The organism is Sorangium sp. So ce381, assembly GCF_051473845.1.
In the GTDB taxonomy this organism is placed as follows: domain Bacteria; phylum Myxococcota_A; class Polyangia; order Polyangiales; family Polyangiaceae; genus Sorangium; species Sorangium atrum.
This window is the reverse complement of sequence record NZ_CP150336.1, coordinates 8,740,285-8,758,586: the sequence shown is the minus strand read 5'-3', so window position 1 is coordinate 8,758,586 and position 18,302 is coordinate 8,740,285. Positions and strand designations below refer to the sequence as shown.

The following is an 18,302-nucleotide window of genomic DNA, read 5'->3' as shown; positions in this document are numbered from 1 at the left end:
AGCGCGCTGTTGTTTCACACATCACCGGCCGAACTCCTCCCAGGGGGTCAACGCTGCGTCATGGTGGTCGCAAAAAACGGATTCGGCCAGAAATGTGTGATCCTGCCGCCCTGAACCGCCCACGGGGACGTCGCGCAGCCAGGCGGGCGCGGGCGTTGCCGCGCTGGACCGGTCCTGCGAAGGCCGGATCGGGCGAAGATTTCCGGGCATCCCTGTGCTCCCGCCTGGCCGCGCAGCCTGCGCGCCGAGAGGTCCGGCGCCTCCCGCGCCGCGCAGCGAGCGGCGAGGGGCAGCGGCGCGCGGCCGATCAGGCGAACAGCGCGGCGCAGGCCGACCCGATGAGGTTGACGTGCTCGAGACGGGCGACCCGGGGCTCGACCCGCGAGCCGACGAGGGCGCGCAGCGTCTCTTGCACCCGCGGCGCATAGCGGGGATCGCCCCAGAAGAGGCTGCCCTCCGCGAGGACGCCGACCCCAGGAGGGCTATCGAGCACGTCGGTGACGGCCGCGAGCCCCGCCGCCACGAGGTCGGCCGAGCGCTGGAGCAGGTCGCCGGCCACCTGCCGCGTCTCCTCGGCGCCCTCATCGCGGAGCCGCACGAGATCCGCGGCGCTCGTCAGCGGGGCATGTTCGGGGAACAGCCGCCCGAAGAGCCGGGGCAGGTAGGCCCCGGACACCGCCTTCTCGAACCGCTGCGCTCCGGGGTTCTCCGAGGTCGCGTCGAGCTCCGCGTCGAACGGCTGGAGGTGCGGAGGATTGAAGTTTCCGTTCTCGAGGTTGACCGCCATCGGCGCGACGAAGTGACCCGTCTTGAGCTTCGGGATCCGGCCGGCCGGGAGGAACGTGGCCATGTTGGTCCCCGTCCCCACGATGAGCCCGATGAACGCCGCGGGCTGCGACCCGCCGTGCGCGAAGGCACCCCCGAGCAGGCTCGCCACCGTGTCGTTCAGCACCCGGACCGGACCGGGCCGGAGCCTCCGCGCGCTGAGCGCCCGGCCGAGCCGCTCGCCCACGCTGGTGCCCTCGACCCCAGCGATCTGGACGCCCTTGGTCCAGCGGAGCAGCCGCGCGTCGAGCGACGGCAGCGTCTCCGACGGATACGAGAAGCAGTACCCCACCGGCAAGCCATGCACGGCGCCGAGGCGCTCGACCAGCTCCGCCTGCACATCGAAGAAGGCGTCGCCCGCGATCTCCGGCCCGCCCGGGAACTTCGCAGGCACGGGCCCGGCGACGATGCGCGACTCGCCGCCCGGCAAGAGCTCCACGATGGCGGCGCGCAGGTTCGTGCCCCCAGCGTCGACCACCACGGCGCGGCCCATCATCCCTCCCGGCGGCGGCGCGAGGTAGGCAGGGAGCGCGGCGATCTCGGTGCCGGGCGTGGAGAGGCCGAAGACGATGCGCGCCGCGAGCGTGCGGCGGATGTCCTGGAGCTCGGTGAGCGAGAGCTTCATCGGCGGAATGCTTACCCCTAGGCCCCTGAGAAGGAAATAACTTTGCAAGTGGTGCAAGTGAGGCTGAGCGTGCTTGGCGTCGGCCTCGCTCGGACGGCAAGGGGCCAGCGCCCCGCTGCCGCGATTGCGCTGTGCGTCACCTGGAGGAGGTCGCTGGAGAGCGGTTGTCGTCCACACCGAAGACGACGGGATAGACCACCGTCGCAACGCTCTTGCGGTCTGCGGCGGAGGGGAATCGGAGGCCGCGGAAGACGTCGAGCACGCAGCCGACGACCTTGGCATCGCGCAGCGGGGGAGCGGGAGACGACGGCGGCGTCGCGCCGGGCGAGGGCAGCGCGATGAGGAGCGGCGCGTCCTCAGGCGGGCGGTCGGCGTCACCCGCGTAGGTGACCTTCCCTTCGCCGTCGACGACGAGGTGCACGGGCAGGCGCCCTTGGAGCTTGGGGTTCTGGCGAAGGCCCTTTTCAAAGCAAGCGCGCATCTCGCCGAAGCGCTCCTGGACGACGCTCCGCACGATGTGAGGCGGGATGTGGGCTTTGCCCTTGCTCGGCTCATAGGGGTTGCTCTTGCAACGGGCGGCGATGCCCCTCACGACCTTGGCATCCTGGTCGAGCTCCCTCTCCAGGCCGGCGCGGGCGACACCAGCCTTCTTGCGGTCGTGTGTGCCGAGCGACGCCTGGAGCTTGCGGGTCGCGGCGCCGGTCCGGGCGTAGCTCTCCCGGATGTCCCTGGCGCCCTGGTCGAGCTCCGGATCGGAGGTGTGGACCGCGGCCGCGCGGGCCCAGAGATCGAGCCGATCCGCGATCCTCCCGAGCACGTCGGGCGGCGTGTTCAGGTCGGATTGCCGGAGCACCTCGATCATCCTCGAGGCTTTCTGGACCTCCGGGCCGAGCGCCTTGCAATCGGCCTCGATCGAGCGCGCGGCGCTGCCTTTCCCGGGGAGCGGGATCTGGGCGCGCTCTTTCACGGGCGAGCGGGCGGGCGGAGGGGCGTTCCCGGCGGAGCGGGCAGGCGTGCTCGCCTTGTTGGACAGCGGGATCGGGGCGCGCGGCTTGGGGGTCTCGGGCGCGGCGTCGCGGGCGCGCGTGCTCCTGGACGGGCGCAGGGCGGCGCGCTCCTTCTCCTCGGGCGAGCGCAGGGCGGCGCGCGCTTCACGGGTCGAGCCCTCCGGGACGGCGCGCGGGGCGGCGACCCCGACGTGCGTGGGGTCGGCGTCGGCGGCGGGCTCTCTCTGCGGCGCCGCCCCGCAGGCCAGCAGGGCATGAACTCCGACGAGGACGAGCCACGCGCTTCGCATCCGTTCCTCCGAGGTGCGTTCGACGTACGAGCCGCCGTTTTGATACAGTATACCGGTCCGGACATCGCCTGCGGGCGAAACGGCGGGGCCTCCCGGGAGGTGGGACAGGCAGCGCAGGGAGAGTGCGATGTGAACAAGCGCGAGAAGAACGGCCGCGGGGGTGGGAAGGACGAGCCCGGCAAGGGCGGGGGCGAGCTCGCAGAAGCGGCGTGCGCGCTCGAGCGCGAGCTCGCCCGCTTCGAGGAGCTCGCGGAGTCGGCGCGGCGGCTTTCCCTCGATACACGCAAGGGGATCGAGCGCGCGGCGAAGTCGACGACCGAGGCCGCCGAGGCGCAGCAGCGCGTGAGCATGGCGCTCGGGTCGCTCATCGCGGCGATCGCAGCGGCGCGGGATCGCCATGAGGCGACCGCCACGGCGCTCGCGGCGCGCGGCGAGGAGATCAAGCGGCGGGCGGAGCAGCTCGGGGAGCTGTTCCAGCGCTTCGCGGCGCTCGGGGAGGAAGGGCGGAGCATCAACCAGCTGGTGCAGGAGACCGCGGCGCGCCAGCGGGAGGCGACGACGCCGGAGCAGATCCACGAGGTGGTGGCAGCGATGGACGAGGTGGAAGGGCGAATGGGGCGCCTCGCCGACGAGGCGCGCGCGCTGGCCCAGGCGGCGACGGCCGCGGGGATCGTCGACCTCGCCGAGCAGGCGGATGGGATGCGGCAACAGGTGACCGCGATGCGGAACAAGGTGGGGCTCCTGCGAAAGGGGATGCTGGCGCGGTTGGGCGGGGGGACCCCGCCGAACTAGGGGGGCATAGGCGTTCACGAAGCTTCGCGCCGCGTTCTCCTACATCCGAACGTTTACGTGGTCGTTTACGTGGTCGTGGTCGTTTACGTGGTCGTGGTCGTGGTCGTTCACGACCTACCGTTGACGACCACGACCACGACCACGACCACGACCACGTAAACGTTCACGTTCACGTTCACGACCACGTAAACGTTGGTGACCGGCGGAGGGGGGCCGGATTCGAGCCGTGAACGTGACCGAACGAGCGTGGTTAGCGCCCATGAGGGGATGGGGCCTATCGCCGTGTCGATGGGGGACGAGGGAATACGATCCGACAGGGATCGGCTAGGCGGACGGCGACCGGCAGAGCGTGAAGTAATGGTCGAGCGGACGCTCACCCTTGAACGCGGCGCCGATGGACACGTCCTTCGAGACCCGACGCATGAAATCGCGGGTTCCGTTGTAGACGAAGAACTGGAGTCCTTTGCTGTTGGGGACGACCCGGGGCCAACCGTCAGGTACGGGGCCGTCAGGGACCTGGAAGTAGTCGATCACGATGGCGCCACGCTCCTGCCACGCAGGATTGCCGGCCGTCGGGACCGCGACGAAGAAGCCCGGGCCAATCCAGGGGCGCGTGAGTCCCTCGTTGTAACCGAAGAGCCGAGCGCTGCCGTCCTCGGGCAAGGCAAAACGCTTCTCGAAGGAGCGGAATGTGGACGGGAGAGGAAGGCTGTTCCTGCCTTCATGATGAACGGCCACGCGGCGCGGTGTGCCGTCCGGGACGAAGAAGTCGAGTGTGAGTGGGGGGGCGTGGCTCGCGGCGGCATAGAGCGCCCGCTGATCCGCGCGCGTCGTGGTCGACAGGGCGCTGCGGCGCTCCTCGTGCGTCAGGCCGTCGAGGTGCTCGGCGATGCGAGCTATCGGGGCGTTCTGGCGAAGAAGTTGGATGAGCTCCGACATGGGCAGCGGAGCATAGCAGCGTTCGGTCGCCGCGCAGAGGGCCGGCCTCGCCATGGAGCGAGGCCGGCGGGAGGAGATGCGATGTCGCGGCGAGCGAGCGTCAGCGGCAATCGGCGGGAGAGCGCAGCAGCTCGGCGGCGGTGTCCGTCAAGTCGGCGCCCTCGAGCCCCGCGGCGAAGCGGCGGAAAGCCTGCTCGTCACCGCCCTTCAACGCGAACGCCGCGCAGACGGCGGCGGGGTGGGCCGAGCGGGCCGCGGGCGAGCGGAGCACCCGAGCGAGGCCGTCCAGCGCGCCCTGGTTGCCGGCCGCCGCGGGCGCGGCGGAGGCCACCACGGCGCGGAGATCCGCGGCGAGGACGTCGGAGACATCGGTCGCGCCGAGCACGCCGGCGAAGAAGGCACGAAAGACCGAGAGGGCAGCCGGGTCGAGCCCGTCCAGGTACGTCGCGAGGTGCCGGATCGCGAGCACGCGCGCGCGCACCGAGCTCGCCATCTGCGCGACCCTGCCCCACGTGCGGAGCGCCGCCTCGGGCGGCAGCTTGAACTTGGACAGGTACTGGAGCCGCGCGTCGGAGACGCCGCCCGAGGCGAGCCCGGTCTCGAGCGCGGACCAGTCCTCGGCGAACAGCTCTTCGGGGGACACGACCGCGCTGCACGACGCGTAGCTCGCGACGTAGTCGAGGCCGTAGCTGTACGGCGCTCCAGCGAAGATGCCGGTGAGCACGCTCGACCACGCGCCGCGGACGTCGGCGTCGAGGCCCGCCGCGCACGCGGCGTCGCACGCCGCGGCGAGCGAGACCGCCCGGGCCGCCTCGCCGTCGAGGCCCTCGACGAACGCCTCGAACGCCTCGGGCGCGAGCCCCTTCGGCAAGCCGTCCTGGAGCGCGGCGAGCTGGTGCGCGCCGCCCACGTCGAGGAAGCACGAGACGCCCTCGGGGCCCGCGGGGACGCGGCGCGGGGCGAGCGTCGCGGCGTAGGCCTCGAGATCGTGCTCGGTGCTCAGGAAGGCCCACTCGGGGTGGCGGTCCTGCGGATCGACGACGAGGAGCTCGCCCGGGCGCGCGGGCGCGACCTCGACGCGCTCGCCGGGCGTGAGCGTCTGCACGCGGGTCGGGCCGTCGCCGGCCACCCACGCGAGCTCCAGGGGGGCGACGAGCGCGCCCTCCGGATCGTGCACCGTCACGAACGCCCCGCCGGAGGGCGCGGGGTCGACCGTGAGCCACGGGAGCGCCTTGGCGACGACCGCGCGCCGCGCGCGCGCAGCCGCCTCCGGGCCGAGCGCCGGCGCGAAGGCGTCGAGGAAATCGTCCGTGCCGATGGTCCCGAACCGGCGCTCCCCGAGCACCCCGCGGAGCGCCGACCAGAACGCCTCCTCGCCGGCGAGGCTGCGGATCTGGGTGAGCAGCCAGGCGGCGCGGCCGTAGGGGCCGCTCGTGTACTTCTCGCCCGGCGCGAGCGACGGATCGCGGACGGCGTCGCCGTCCCGGGGGCCGAGCTCGTCGCCGTTCAGCGTCCCCGCGCCGCTCTCGTCCGTGTAGACGCGGACGGCCTCCTGCTCGAGCAGCGTCGCCATGCCCTCCTTGATCCAGAGGTCGTCCCAGGTCTCCACCGTGACGAGGTCGCCGAACCACTGGTGCGCGAGCTCGTGCGTCGTGAGCAGGAGATCCGAGGAGAGCGCGGGCTGCGTGCTCCGCTCCTCGCGCTGGAAGGTGATGCTCGCGTGCTCGACCCCACCCACGGAGAAGTCCGGCAGGAGCACGAGCGCGTACTTCTCGAAGGGGTACGGCACGAGCAGCTCCTCGTAGCGGCCGATGGCGCGCGAGAGCTCGTCCACCATCCCGCCGTGATCGCCCGGCAGCCCGCGGCGGTGCCAGACCGCGATGGGGAGATCGCCCTTCGTCCCGCGCTCCACCTCGAAGTCGCTGATCGCGAACGCCATGAGGTAAGTCGGCAGCGGGTAGGCGGTCTCGTACCGGACGAGGTGGCCCGACGCCCCGAGGTCTTCGTCGCCGACGAGATCGCCGTTGGCGATCATCGCCTCGCCGCCGTCGACGCGCATGGCGATCGAGAAGATGGCCCGGTCCGAGGGCGCGTTGTGGCACGGCATCCACCGCGACGCGCCGAGCGGCTCCGACACCGTGTAGACGGCGCGCACGCCGACCGGATCGCCCATCCGCGCCGGCACCGCGCGGAGGGCGTCGTCGGAGAGCGCCTCGTAGTCGATCTCGAGCGCGATGGGCGCGCCGCTCATCGCCTCGGGCTCGCTCGAGAGATCGATCGCGAGCGCCTGACGCTGCGGATCGAGCGCGTGCGGCAGCGCCCCGCCGCCCTTGCGCCGGACCTCCTTCACCTCGGTGACGGCGCTGTCGAGGACGACCGTCCTCGGGCCGTCTCCGGTGAGCGACAGCGTGAGGCCAAGCGTCGCCACGAGGCGGCTCCGCTCCCAGTCGAACTCGCCCCGGAGGTCGTAACGCTCGACGTCGAACGCGCTCCCCTCGAGCGGCGCCGGACCCTCGCCCGAGCACGCGGCGGCGAGCGACCCAAGCAGCAGGCAAGCCACCCGGAGCGCTCCGGGGCGGTGTTTCTGGAGTGTGCAATGCATCGCGGTTCCTTCGATCGGAAGAGGGATTCACCTCGCGAGGCCAGGCGCCAGCGCTCGGACCCCCCGAGCCCACGGCGGCGCAGCGACGCGTAACTGACCGCGGGACAGTTACAGAACACAGGCGCGTGGCCAAGCCAGCTGCGCACGGCTGAGGCCGCGGCGAACCGCTCGGTGATGAAAAGAAGGGGCGCTCGGTCGCCCGCGTCACGGTTGCTCGGCGCTCCGGGCCGCTGCGCGCGGAGACCGCGCCTCCGGCGCGCGCGATCGCCCTCTACCGTGCTCTCCGCGCTTCGCTTGTGTACGCGGGGAGGAGCGATGATCAGCGGCTCAATCGGCAAGGAGGGTGAGCGCATCGACAGCGCATCGACGGTGAGGGCTTATCCCGTGCGCGTGGGTAGGACGATTGTATGGATGCATGGTATTGCAGGCGCGCACCCTTGCGCACTCTGGGCGCGAATCGCCTTTCATTTGTAAGGGTCGCAGCGACCTGTGCGAGGATGCTCCCCGCCATGGCACAACACAGAGATGGGTGCGCGCGGGGGCGCTCGTGGGTCGCGCCGCTGGCCGTAGGCGCGGCGCTCGGCGTCGCGCTCGTTCCGAGGAGCTCGTCCGCTCAGACGTGGACGGGCGGGCGGACGACGCCGGTGCTCGACGAGATCGTCGCGATCGACAGGACCGGGGAGCCCCGGTGGCCTTACGGCAAGGAGGACGTCGCGGGCGACGGCGAGGCGACCTTCGACACGCCGGAGCGATCGATCGACTTTCGCTCCGCGTACGCGGTCGCCGCCGATGGGCGGTTCTGGGTGCGCGGGTATGTGTCGGAGACGGCCTCGATCGGCAGGGAGGCGACGCTCTTCGTGTTCATCGACACCGACAGGAACCGACAGACCGGCGGCACGGCTGCGACGGCGGGGATCGATGAACGGTTCACGAACGACGAGTCGCCGGGCGGCTACGAGATCGTGCTGGGCGTGAAGGGCGACGGCACGCGCGCGGGGGTCTGGTCCTTCTCGGGGGCGTCGGGGCAGTACGAACCCGTCGACGTGACGGACGCGCAGATCGCGACCGAGGCAGGGACGGACGTCGACCCCCTGCTGATCAACGACGCGACGCGGGGGTACGCGCAGGCATCCATCGCGCTCGATCTCCTCCTGGGCGTCGGCGTGTCGTGCGAGGCGAACCTGTACTTCCGGTCGGTGAACGACGCGGCGGCGCTCGGGCCGGGCGATCTCGACATCGGCATCTCCGCCCCGTGCGTGGCCGGCGATGCGGACGGCGACCGCGTGCCCGACGTGATCGTCCCGCCCTCCGGCTGCACGCGCGACGCGGACTGCGCCGGCGGGGGCATCTGCGTGGACGGCGACTGCATCCTGCCGGTGTCGTGCGTCGACGATGTCGACTGCGACGCGGACGAGGACTGCTCCCCGGACCACCGGTGCGTCCCAACGCCCGGGGACACCTGCACGTCGAACGCCGCGTGCGGCGATCTCGTGTGCGTCGGCGGGCAGTGCGGCCCGTGCTCGCCGGCCTCGTCCGAGTGCGGCGGGGACCTGCGCTGCGCGCCGACCGGGCGCTGCGTCGACGGCGCGGCGTCGAGCGGCGCGGGCGGTCCGGGCGAACCGGATCTCCTGCCGGGTGATGCGGTCCAGGGCGGCGCCTGCGCCTGCGCGGCGGGGCCCGCGCCGTACGGAGGGGGAGCCCTGTCGCTGCTCGCCGCCGGCGGGCTCGCGCTCCGGTTGCGGAGGCGCCCGCGCCGCGGGCCCGGAGCCGGCCGATGAAGCCGATGAAGAGGAGATCCATGCGCGCACCGATCCTCGCCGCCACCGCCTGCGCTGCCTGCGCGGTCCTCGCCGCCGCGACGCCCGCGTCGGCGCAGAGCACGGACATCGACGTCGAGCGCTTCAAGCCGGCCGTCACCCACGACGCCTTCGTCGTCACGGAGGGCTCCGGCGTCCGCGAGCCCGGCGATCCATGGGCGTTCGGGCTGTTCCTGAACTACGCGCGCAACCCGCTGATCGTCGCGACGGGCGACGGCGAGGTGCGGAGCCAGATCGTGAGCGGCCGTCTGGGCGCCGATCTCATGGCGTCGGTCACGATCGCCGAGCCGTTCGCGATCGGCCTCGACGTCCCGTTCTTCCTCGCGCAGTCGGGCGAGGGCTCTCCGTCGTTCGCGGGCCTCGGCGACATCCGGCTCGTGCCGAAGCTGCGCCTGCTCGACGACCGCGACTCCATCGGCCTCGGCCTCGTGGCCGAGCTGCGCGTCCCGACGCACACCGGCGATTTCGCGGGCGGCGCGCGCAACGTCGTGTTCTGGCCGCGCATCGTGCTCGACCACCGGTTCGCGCCCGGCCTCCGGTTCGGCGTCAACGCGGGCGTCGCGATCCGCGAGGGGACGACGTACGCGAACGTCGAGGCGGCGAGCGAGCTGACGTACGCCGCGGCGCTCGGCTACCGCTTCGGCGGCATCGACGGGAAGGTCGAGATCGGCGCCGAGGCGAACGGCGGCATCGGCATCGCCGCGGACGACCTGAACGAGGAGGAGACGCCGCTCGAGGCGCTCGGCTACGTGAAGATCAACCCGAGCGAGGAGTGGGAGATCACCGCGGGCCCGGGGATCGGCGCGCTGGCCGGCTACGGCGTGCCGATCTTCCGCGTGTTCGCGGGCGTGAAGTACACGCCGACCTCGCACGACAGGGACCACGACGGCGTCGACGACGAGCGCGACCAGTGCCCCGACGTCGCGGAGGATCGCGACGGCGATTACGACAGCGACGGCTGCCCCGAGGAGGACGCCGACGACGATCACGACGGCGTGCCGAACGCGGACGACGAGTGCCCGGACGAGAAGGAGACGATCAACGGCGTCGAGGACGACGACGGCTGCCCCGACAAGGGCGAGCCGCGCGTCGCGTACGAGCAGGGTGAGTTCGTGATACGCGACACCATCCGCTTCCGGACCGGTTCGGCCGAGCTCGAGCCGGAGTCGTACAGGACGCTCGATCAGGTGGCGCTCGTCATGAAGGCGAACCCCGAGATCGAGCGGTTGCGGGTGGAGGGGCACACCGACGAGACCGGCACGCCCGAGCTGAACCAGGAGCTGAGCGAGCAGCGGGCCGAGGCGGTCCGGAAGTACCTGATCCAGAAGGGCGTCAGCCCGGGCCGGCTCACGGCCGAGGGCTTCGGGTCGGACAGGCCGGTGGCCGAGGGCACCGATCCGGCGAGCCTGGCGAAGAACCGCCGCGTGGAGTTCGTGATCGACGAGTGAGGCGCGCTCGCCCGGGAGCGGCGCGTCGCGCTCTCCCGGGCACGGCGGCTGGCCTGCAGCGGGGCCGGCCGCCGCCGCGGCGCGCCGTGGCGGCAGCCGCAGCGGCCAGGCGTCAGAAGCGGCCGGGCGTCAGAAGCGGCCGTGGATCGCCAGCCCGCCGCCGGTCGTGCCGACGGCAGGCGCGACCACGATCCGCGCCGCCGCGGGCTCCGTGTCGCCGAGCGACGTCACGAACAGCGCGACGCCGGCCGCGAGCCCGACCCCGCCGACGATGAAGCCGGCGGTGGACAGCTTCGCGGCGCTCTTGGCGTCTTCGACCAGCGCCACGCCGCGGGCGTCGCAGAGCGTCTCGGTCCGGCAGTGCTCGTCCTGGGCCCGGTTCCACCGCGAGCTGGCGAGGAGCCCGAAGATCGAGCCGGTCACGACGCCGGCGACGCCGACGCCGCCTGCCACGAAGGAGAGGGTGCGGCGGGTGCCCGCGCCGCCATCTCCGTCGCCGCCCGCGCCCGGCCGGAGCGGCGCAGCGGGCGGCCCGGGCGCTTCGCCGGGCGGCGGCGGGGCCGCTGCGGTCGCCGCGGGGTCGTCCTCGAGGGGCGGGACCTCCACGGTGACGACCTGACCGGGGCCGGCGGTCTGCGCCTCGACCGAGAACGGCTTCTTGCCGGGCGCGGTCGCCTCGACGCGGTGCTTGCCCGGATCGACAGGGAGCGGCGCGCCCCACGCGCCGGCGTCGAGGACCGCGCCGTTGCGCCTCACGACGAGCCCGTCCGCCGGCGTGGTCACCGTGATGACGAGGCGCTCGAGCTTCTTCTCCAGATCGGCCGCGCGCCGGGTCGCCTTCGCCTCGCGGTCCGCCTGGCCCGCCCGGCTCGCCATGTCAGCCGCCTCGCGGAACGCCGCCCAGGCGCTCGCGGAGCGGCCGAGCCGCTCGAGGCAGTCCGCCAGGTTCCACTGGGTGCCGTAGCCCGGGTCCAGCCGCTGGCTCGCCGCGAACTTGGGGCACGCCTCGGCGAGCTTGCCCTGCGCGACGAGATCGCGACCCTCGCGGAAGAGCGCCTCCGCCGCGGCCGCCTGGTCCGCCGACGGCTCCGCGCGCGCGACGCCCGCGGAGAGCGACAGGAGCGCGGCGACACACCACGCGACGCGGCTATTTCCTCGATGTCTCGTCATCGTCATTCCTCGGGGGCCTGGTGGGCGGCGGCCTGGCCGCGGACGGCCTCGGCGCGGGCGGGCGAGCGACGACGCTCGCCGACGCGGCGGCGCGCGCGGTCGCCGCAGCAGAGGGCAGCGCCGCGGGCGTCGACGAGGCCGCTGCCCGCGGATCCTCGGGCGTGTCGGCGGGCGGCGGCTCGGCGCTGGCGGACGGCGTCGGCGTCGGCCTGGCCTCGACGCCGGCGGACGGGGGCGGCGGCTCGGCCTCGGTGCGCGCAGGCGGCGCCGGTTCGGCCGAGGGCGCGGGCGTGGCCGGCGGCGCGCTGCGCACCGCGAGGTAGACGCCCGCCCCGCCCGCGAGCGCAGCGGCCAGCACGCCGCCGGCGATCAGGGCGACGGGCGGGCGCGACGCCGGACGCTCGGGGCGGTTCGACAGCCGCACGCTCGTGGCGGGCGCCGTGGCCGACAGCGCATAAGGTCCGGATTGCCCGCCCGGCGGGCGCCCCGCCGCGTCGAATGGCGCGGCCGACGCGCGCGGCGGGGTCAAGGCGGCGTCGAATGGGGCGGCCGACGCGCGCGGCGGCGTCAAGGCGGCGCCGAACGCCGGGTTCGACGCGTGGGGCGGGGTCAAGGCGGCGCCGAACGACGGGCTCGACGTGCGCGGTGGGGTCAGCGCAGCGCCGAACGGCGCGCTCGACCCGTGCGGGGGGGCCGAGATGGCGCCGAACGACGCGCGCGAGGCGCGCGTGGCGGCGTCGAGCGGCACGAGCATCGCCTCGACGATCGCCTCGCCGCCCGGCAGGAACGCGCGCAGCGCCGCCGCGAGCTCGCCCGCGCTCCCGGTGCGGCCCGCCGGATCGATGACCAGCGCCCGGTGCACCACGTGGGCGACCTCCGGCGGCACCCAGGGCGCGATCTCCTGGATCCAGCGCACCGGGGTCGTGCAGATGGCCAGGACGAGCTCTCCGAGGCCGGTCAGGTGCTCGTTGGGCCGATGTCCCGAGAGGGCGTGGTACAGGCTGATGCCGAGCGACCAGACGTCCGAGCGCGCGTCGATGGCGCCGCTGCCGCGCGCCTGCTCGGGCGACATGTAGAGGGGAGAGCCGAGGAGCGCGCCGCTCTTCGTCATCCCGCCGTTGCCGAGGCTGTTGTCCGTCACCTTGGCGACGCCGAAGTCGAGCACCTTGATCACGCGCTGGCCGCCCTGCTTCCTCGCGAGGAACAGGTTCGCCGGCTTGATGTCGCGGTGGACGATGCCGGCCTCGTGCGCGCGCTCGAGGCCGAGGGACGCCTGCAGCCCGATGCGGAGCGCGAGATCGACCGGGAGCGGGCCGAGCCGCTCGATGAGGGCCTGCACGTCCTCGCCCTCGAGGAACTCCATCGCGATGTACGGCGCGCCGGTCTCGCGGTCGCGCCCGGTGTCGAACACCTGCGCGATGTGCTCCGACTCGACGGCGCCGACCGCGCGCGCCTCGCGCTGGAAGCGCCGGACGAGCTCGTCGTCCGCGGCCTGGCCGAGGATGACCTTCACCGCGACGCGGCGGCCGGTGCCCGCGTGCCGGGCCTCGTAGACGGCCCCCATCCCGCCCTGGCCGAGCAGCCGGATCATCGTGTAGCGGTCGTCGAGGGTTCGACCGATCATGGCGCGAGGCCCGGGCCATGGGCGCGCGGCGAAGGCCGCGCGCGCGAGACGTCCGACCGGTCGAGGGCCGCCCGGCGGTCCGGCTGCCGGGGCACGCCGGCGGCGAGCGCGTCGTCCCTGCGGGAGGCGGCTGGAAGGGGAGGCCTCTTCACGGCCGCAGGCTAGAGCACCTCCGGCCCCGCGTCATCCATCGCCGCAAACCTTGCACCAGGGCAGCCTCACGAGCGTGTGGTGCGATGTCTCGAGCGTCGCGAGGTCCTGGATCAGGAACCTGCCCCCGAGCCTGGAGGGCGTGTACGCCGAGAGCACCTTGAGGGCCTCCATCGCCACGAGGTGGCCGAGCAGCTGACCCATCGTGCCGGCGTGCGGCGCGGGCTCGGCCAGGGAGCGCGCCGCGGGCGAGGGGTTGAGCGCCTCGGTCGCCGCGCAGACCCGGCACGCCGTCTTCCCCGGGAAGACGAGGGGCCCCAGGACGGCCGTCGTCCCCGCGAGGTGCGAGAAGAGCGAGGCGATCCCTGCGCGATGGCCGAACCGCGCGACGCGCTCCAGGAGCTCCGCGTCGTCGCCGCGCACCGCCGCGACGAGGAGGTGAGGGAGCCCCTCCGGCGAGAGGAGATCGTCCCCCTCCAGCGCGCCGGAGGCGCTCTCGTCCACCCGGCAGAGCGGCGCGTGCTCGCGGATCAGCGCGGCCACGGCGCCGCGGCGGGGCGCGCCGAGCGCCGCCGCCCCCCGCGCGCGGACCACCGCGACGTCGCGCGGGCCGACCGCGCCGCCGTCGATCAGGCGGAGCGCGGAGACGCCCGCCCCCGCGAGCGCCAGGGCGGCCGAGGTCCCCCAGGGCTCGAGGCCCACCACGAGCACGCGCGCGTTCGCGATCCGCTGCGCAGCCTGCTCCGGGGCCGACGACCACTTGCGGAGGAACTCGCGCTGCCCGCGGAGGCGCTCCCCGTCGCCGGACGGCGCCTCTGCGGCCACCGGCTCGACCAGCCCGCGCGCCGCGAGCAGGTCGAGGAACGCCGTCACGCTCTGCCGCGAGTAGTCCGCGAGCGCCTCGACGAGCGCCTCCCGGTCGCGCGACCCGTCGAGCAGCGGCACCATCCGCTCGACGAACGCGCTCACGTCCAGGCCGGTGAGCTGGAAGGTGCCGAGATCGGAGCTGAGGATGACGCCCACGTCGGTGGGCGTGATGCTGGCCGAGCGGCTGAGTCGAATGCTGGGCATGGTGCTCTCCGACGCTTCTGGTTCAGGCACGCTAAGGCCCCTTCCGGCCCCCGGCCGGCGCGGGCTGACCGATGCAGACGATGTACATCGTGTCTTCCTCGGCCGGGAGCGCCAGGAAGGCCTTGAGCTCCTCGTCGTAAAATCCGCCGATCGCCACCGGGCCGAGGCCCATGGCCGTCGCGACGAGATAGAGGTTCTGGCCCAGGTGCCCGGCGTCCAGCCACAGGAAGCGATATCCGCGCTGGCCGTATTTCCACATCGTGCGGAACGGCACTGCCGTGATGATGACCACGACATTGGTGTTCAGGATCATGTCCTGACCCGCCGTGAGATCCACGAGCGTGGCGTGCGCGAGGCCTTCCCGGCGGAGCTCGAGCTCGTGCGCACGGGGGTCGTAGTGGTGCAGGCCGTCCGGGACCCCCTCGACGGCCTGCGTCGCGACGTAGATCTCGAGCGGATACCGGCCGCCGGCCGAGGGCGCGGGGCGATCGCAGGTCCACGCCCCTTCGACATTTCGCGTGCCACGGACGCCGTAGCTCGCGTGGAGGAGCCGCCCGAGCGCCTCGATGGGCATCGGCCTGAGGGCGAACTCGCGCTGCGACCGCCGCTGCTCCAGCACCGCGCCGAGCGGGGCGTCGATCGCGAAGTCGCGCCCGGGCAGCGGCGTGCGCGCCGAGCCGACGTAGGTGCGGAAGTTGAGCGGCCGGAGATCCCCGTCGAACGGCGGCTCCAGGGGCCGCGACCTCACGTGGGAGGACTGGAGATGATAGAGCCGCGCAATGTCCGCCTCTTTGCTCCTTGCCATGGTGTCCTCTCTCAGGCCATCGGGTGAGGGTCAGGGTTGATGCCGTGGGGGGTCATCGAACGGAGACGCGGATTACCGAGCTGAGCGAGCTGGTGGCCGAAATGGATCTGCTGGAAAGCGGGCCCGAGCGCCCGGGCGACACGGAACGGGGTCGCCGCCAGGTCGGGCGCCGTCACGTCCACGATCGCGATGCGCAGTCCCGCGGCCTGCACGCGCCGGGTGAGCTCGGGCAGCGAAACCTCCTCGGGCTCCTCGAGCTCGGCGGCGGTGACCGTGCCCCCCTTGCGGAGGAAGGCGAAGGCCGCGGCGCGGCTCGCGGGGAGGTAGTAGATCGCGTGATCCTCGAGCGTGAGCACGTCCTCCGGACGCTCGGGGATGACGAGCGACTCGCCCGTCATCAGGCGAAAGACGTAATTGCCTATCTGGCCTTGCTCCAGGATCGCTTTCCTGATCGCGTTGAGGGGGCTCAGGTGGGCGGAGATCGAGACCACCGCGCCGGGCCAGCGCTTGCCGTCGCCGTAACCCACGCACATCACCACGGGGACCGAGACGCCCGCGTCGAGGAGATACAGCTCGATCCGGGCGCCGCGCTCCTCGAGCTGGCGGGCGATCTCGTGCAGCTCGGGGTCGAGCGAGTCATCAGGCAAGATCCGCCGCCCGGGCCGGCGAGCGAGCCACGAGATCATGAAGGCGTCGCGCTCGATGAGCTCGAGCGCGGCCCCCATCGCCGCGCCCTCGAGCGTCGCGCCCGCCGCGAGCCCGTTCGAGGTCACCTGGCAGAAGTGCGCGTCGTGTCCTGCGCAGTAGCCGTAGTAGGTCGGGAGCGCCGGCACATACACGGGCGCGCCCGTGTCCATCCAGCGCCCGAGGGCCCAGTCGATCGGCGCGGCCGGATCGACCCGCGCGTAGCGGAATCCGGGCTTTGCATACTGCGCCTCGCTGTAGAGACAGAGCTGCTCCGGAGCGATGAAGTCGCCCTTCATCTCGGCGACCGAGGAGCGAAGGAGCTGCTTTCGGTCGACGAACTCGGCGGAGTAGCGCTCGACCGCCTCGCCGGTCGCTCTGATCAAGGCCTCGACGGCCGTGACGCCCTTTCCGGTGCCGACCTGCGGCTCGCGCGAGCCGTGGGCGTGCGGCGAGCCGTCGGTGTAGTCGCTGAGGAACGCCGTGGCCGTGAGGCACGCTTCGGGGGCGAGCGCCGGGCTCGTCGCGTCGAGCGTGAGGCGCTGGACGATGCCCGCCCGCGCGTCGACGACGCCGGCGAGCATCCGCCGGAGCGCCGCGGCGTCGGGCGCGTCGCGCAGGAGCGCGCCCCCGCCCCGACGCGCGCCCCCGGTGCGGAGGGCCTCGGCGGCGCCGCCGCAGACCGCGCACCAGGGCATCTGCAGGAAGGAGTGGAGCGACGCCTCCGGGTCGACCAGGCCCTGGACCATGAAGCGGCCCGCGAGCCGCGACGCGGCGCGGTTCATCAGCAGATCGAGGGCCGCGAGCGCGACGGCGTGGCCCAGGAACGCCGGCATCGGCGCGAGGTAGGTGCGCGCGCGGCGCTCCGGGCGCGCGGCGAGGAGCGACGCGTGGAGCGCGTGATCCGCTTCTCGCTGGGTGCTCACCGCGAGCCTCCGCAGGCGGCAGCACTCCCAGCACGCGGTCTCGCCCGGCACGACGGCCGGCCCGATCACCGCGTCGAGCCCCTCGAGGTGCGCGCTGAGCGACGGGACGGACGCCGCGTGAGCGAAGCGGGCGACGCCCTGAAGGACGAGGAGATCATCGCCAGAGACGCAGGCGAGGATCAGGTCCCAGCCGGTGTCCTCCTGGACGATCGGGCGACCCGCGGCGGCGAGCAGCGTCCCGGGCGTGACCGCGCAGCCGGGGGCGAGCCGCGACAGCGCCGTGGAGAGCGAGCGCGCGCGATCCTTTCCGAGATCCGCCTCGGCGAAGGGGCCGAGATCGTCGGCCGTGACCTCCCTGTCGTCGAGGACGTGGAGCGCGCCGACGCCCAGACACGCGAGCTCGGTGGCCGCGATGGCGCCCCACGGTTCGAGCCCGACCACGAGGACGCGCGAACGCGCGATCTTCTCGCGCACCTGGGCCGGCGCAGGCGGGGCGGTCCCGTCGAGCGAGGGAGCGGTGGTCGCTGAGCTGGGCAGTTGAGTAGCCACGCGAGATCTCCAGGAAAGCGCAGCGCGGCGGCCCCTCGACGAGCGGCCGCCCTGCACCTTCGGTAAAGAGGTTCAACTCTGTTGCTCGGGGAGTCGCGCCCCGACAAGCGAAGGAGAGGAGAAACTCGCAAGCTCACCACGACCGCGCGACGTCGTGCGGTCGTGGTGAGCCGGGGAAGACGGGAAGGTGCCTTTCTCGAACTTCGCGCTCCTCGTCCTCCTCCAGAGCTCTATCGCTGGGCCCGGGCGGCCTGAGGGCTAGCTACAGCCGCACCTGCACCCGCCGCACCTGCACCCGCCGCACCTGCACCCGCACCCGCCGCAGCCGCAGCCGCCGCAGTGGCCGCAGCCGCCGCAGCCGCAGTTGTAGCTGGCCGGAGTCGCTATTGCCATGTCGTCCAGCCTGGCCGACAAATCGTTGATGGCGTTGCGCAGCTCCTTCACCGTCACGTCCAGATCTTTCGGAGAATTGTTTTCGCTTTTCGGATCACTCATCGCAGAGCCTCCCACGAGTAGGTGAGGCACGCAAAGGGTCTTCGTCAATACGGTGGCTCGTCGCCGGGCGACGGAAGTTCGGTTGGACTCCCGATCATTCCAGGGGCGCCCCGAACCGTGGACAGCACGAGAGATGCCGCCGCCAAAGGGGGTTATCCGCGGGCTCCTTTCTCTCGCTCGCCCCGCGCCGGCGGCTCTCCCGATTGGCCCTGAACGCCGCCGGAGCAGCAGAGAAGGCCGGGACAACATCGAGAGTTCAACCCTGCGCTCCCTCCGTGGGATCGAGCGGCGGCGCTTCCGGGATAGGCCTATTTGTCAAGCCGGCCCGCGATGCGGAGCGATCCTCCGCTCGGGCCGGAGAGCCGAGAGGGGCGTCGGGGACGGAGCGCCTCGCCCGCGCAGGCCTCCTCGGCGCGAACGATCCTGGATAACGCGGCACGCTGCGGGCGCGCGCGCACTGCCCTGTGCACGCCGCCTCATTCG

12 protein-coding genes are annotated in these 18,302 nt (G+C 73.0%); 3 read left to right on the top strand and 9 right to left on the bottom strand.

Going from position 1 to position 18,302, the window contains the following annotated elements; translation table 11 throughout:
- Positions 1–307 precede the first annotated feature (307 nt).
- A complete protein-coding gene (locus tag WMF29_RS32580; RefSeq protein WP_437324018.1) occupies positions 308–1,450 on the bottom strand; it encodes a hypothetical protein in 1,143 nt (380 codons plus the stop codon).
- A 136-nt stretch (positions 1,451–1,586) separates the two neighbouring features.
- Positions 1,587–2,747, bottom strand: a complete 1,161-nt coding sequence (locus WMF29_RS32575) for a hypothetical protein (RefSeq protein ID WP_437324017.1) — start codon at positions 2,745–2,747, stop codon at positions 1,587–1,589.
- 129 nt (positions 2,748–2,876) lie between these two features.
- Between WMF29_RS32575 and WMF29_RS32570 the strand changes: the two genes are divergently transcribed.
- Positions 2,877–3,539, top strand: coding sequence for a hypothetical protein (locus tag WMF29_RS32570; RefSeq protein WP_437324016.1), 663 nt, complete (start codon positions 2,877–2,879; stop codon positions 3,537–3,539).
- Between the two features lie 324 nt (positions 3,540–3,863).
- Here the strand turns inward: WMF29_RS32570 and WMF29_RS32565 are convergent, their stop codons facing one another.
- Entirely contained in the window at positions 3,864–4,478 is a 615-nt protein-coding gene (locus WMF29_RS32565; protein ID WP_437324015.1) for a hypothetical protein, read from the bottom strand.
- Between the two features lie 100 nt (positions 4,479–4,578).
- Positions 4,579–7,080 (bottom strand): M1 family aminopeptidase, encoded by a 2,502-nt coding sequence (locus tag WMF29_RS32560; RefSeq protein ID WP_437324014.1) that lies wholly within the window; start codon positions 7,078–7,080, stop codon positions 4,579–4,581.
- A gap of 509 nt (positions 7,081–7,589) precedes the next feature.
- Between WMF29_RS32560 and WMF29_RS32555 the strand changes: the two genes are divergently transcribed.
- Together WMF29_RS32555 and WMF29_RS32550 are read left to right on the top strand one after the other, a co-directional pair.
- A complete protein-coding gene (locus tag WMF29_RS32555; RefSeq protein WP_437324013.1) occupies positions 7,590–8,858 on the top strand; it encodes a hypothetical protein in 1,269 nt (422 codons plus the stop codon).
- A 20-nt stretch (positions 8,859–8,878) separates the two neighbouring features.
- Positions 8,879–10,345 carry an OmpA family protein gene (locus WMF29_RS32550; RefSeq protein WP_437324012.1) on the top strand — a complete coding sequence of 489 codons (1,467 nt, stop codon included), beginning with the start codon at positions 8,879–8,881 and terminating at the stop codon, positions 10,343–10,345.
- A 129-nt stretch (positions 10,346–10,474) separates the two neighbouring features.
- Here the strand turns inward: WMF29_RS32550 and WMF29_RS32545 are convergent, their stop codons facing one another.
- The 5 genes from WMF29_RS32545 to WMF29_RS32525 form a co-directional block, all read right to left on the bottom strand.
- Positions 10,475–11,515, bottom strand: a complete 1,041-nt coding sequence (locus WMF29_RS32545) for a hypothetical protein (RefSeq protein ID WP_437324011.1) — start codon at positions 11,513–11,515, stop codon at positions 10,475–10,477.
- Positions 11,493–13,139, bottom strand: a complete 1,647-nt coding sequence (locus WMF29_RS32540) for a protein kinase domain-containing protein (RefSeq protein WP_437324010.1) — start codon at positions 13,137–13,139, stop codon at positions 11,493–11,495. The genes WMF29_RS32545 and WMF29_RS32540 overlap by 23 nt, the downstream gene beginning before the upstream one ends.
- A gap of 183 nt (positions 13,140–13,322) precedes the next feature.
- Positions 13,323–14,360 (bottom strand): TOMM precursor leader peptide-binding protein, encoded by a 1,038-nt coding sequence (locus WMF29_RS32535; protein WP_437324009.1) that lies wholly within the window; start codon positions 14,358–14,360, stop codon positions 13,323–13,325.
- Positions 14,361–14,391: 31 nt separating this feature from the next.
- Positions 14,392–15,165, bottom strand: coding sequence for a SagB/ThcOx family dehydrogenase (locus tag WMF29_RS32530; protein ID WP_437324008.1), 774 nt, complete (start codon positions 15,163–15,165; stop codon positions 14,392–14,394).
- A gap of 11 nt (positions 15,166–15,176) precedes the next feature.
- The gene (locus tag WMF29_RS32525) at positions 15,177–17,324 is read right to left on the bottom strand and encodes a TOMM precursor leader peptide-binding protein (RefSeq protein ID WP_437324007.1); all 2,148 of its coding nucleotides are present in this window, start codon (positions 17,322–17,324) and stop codon (positions 15,177–15,179) included.
- Between the last annotated feature and the right edge of the window lie 978 nt (positions 17,325–18,302).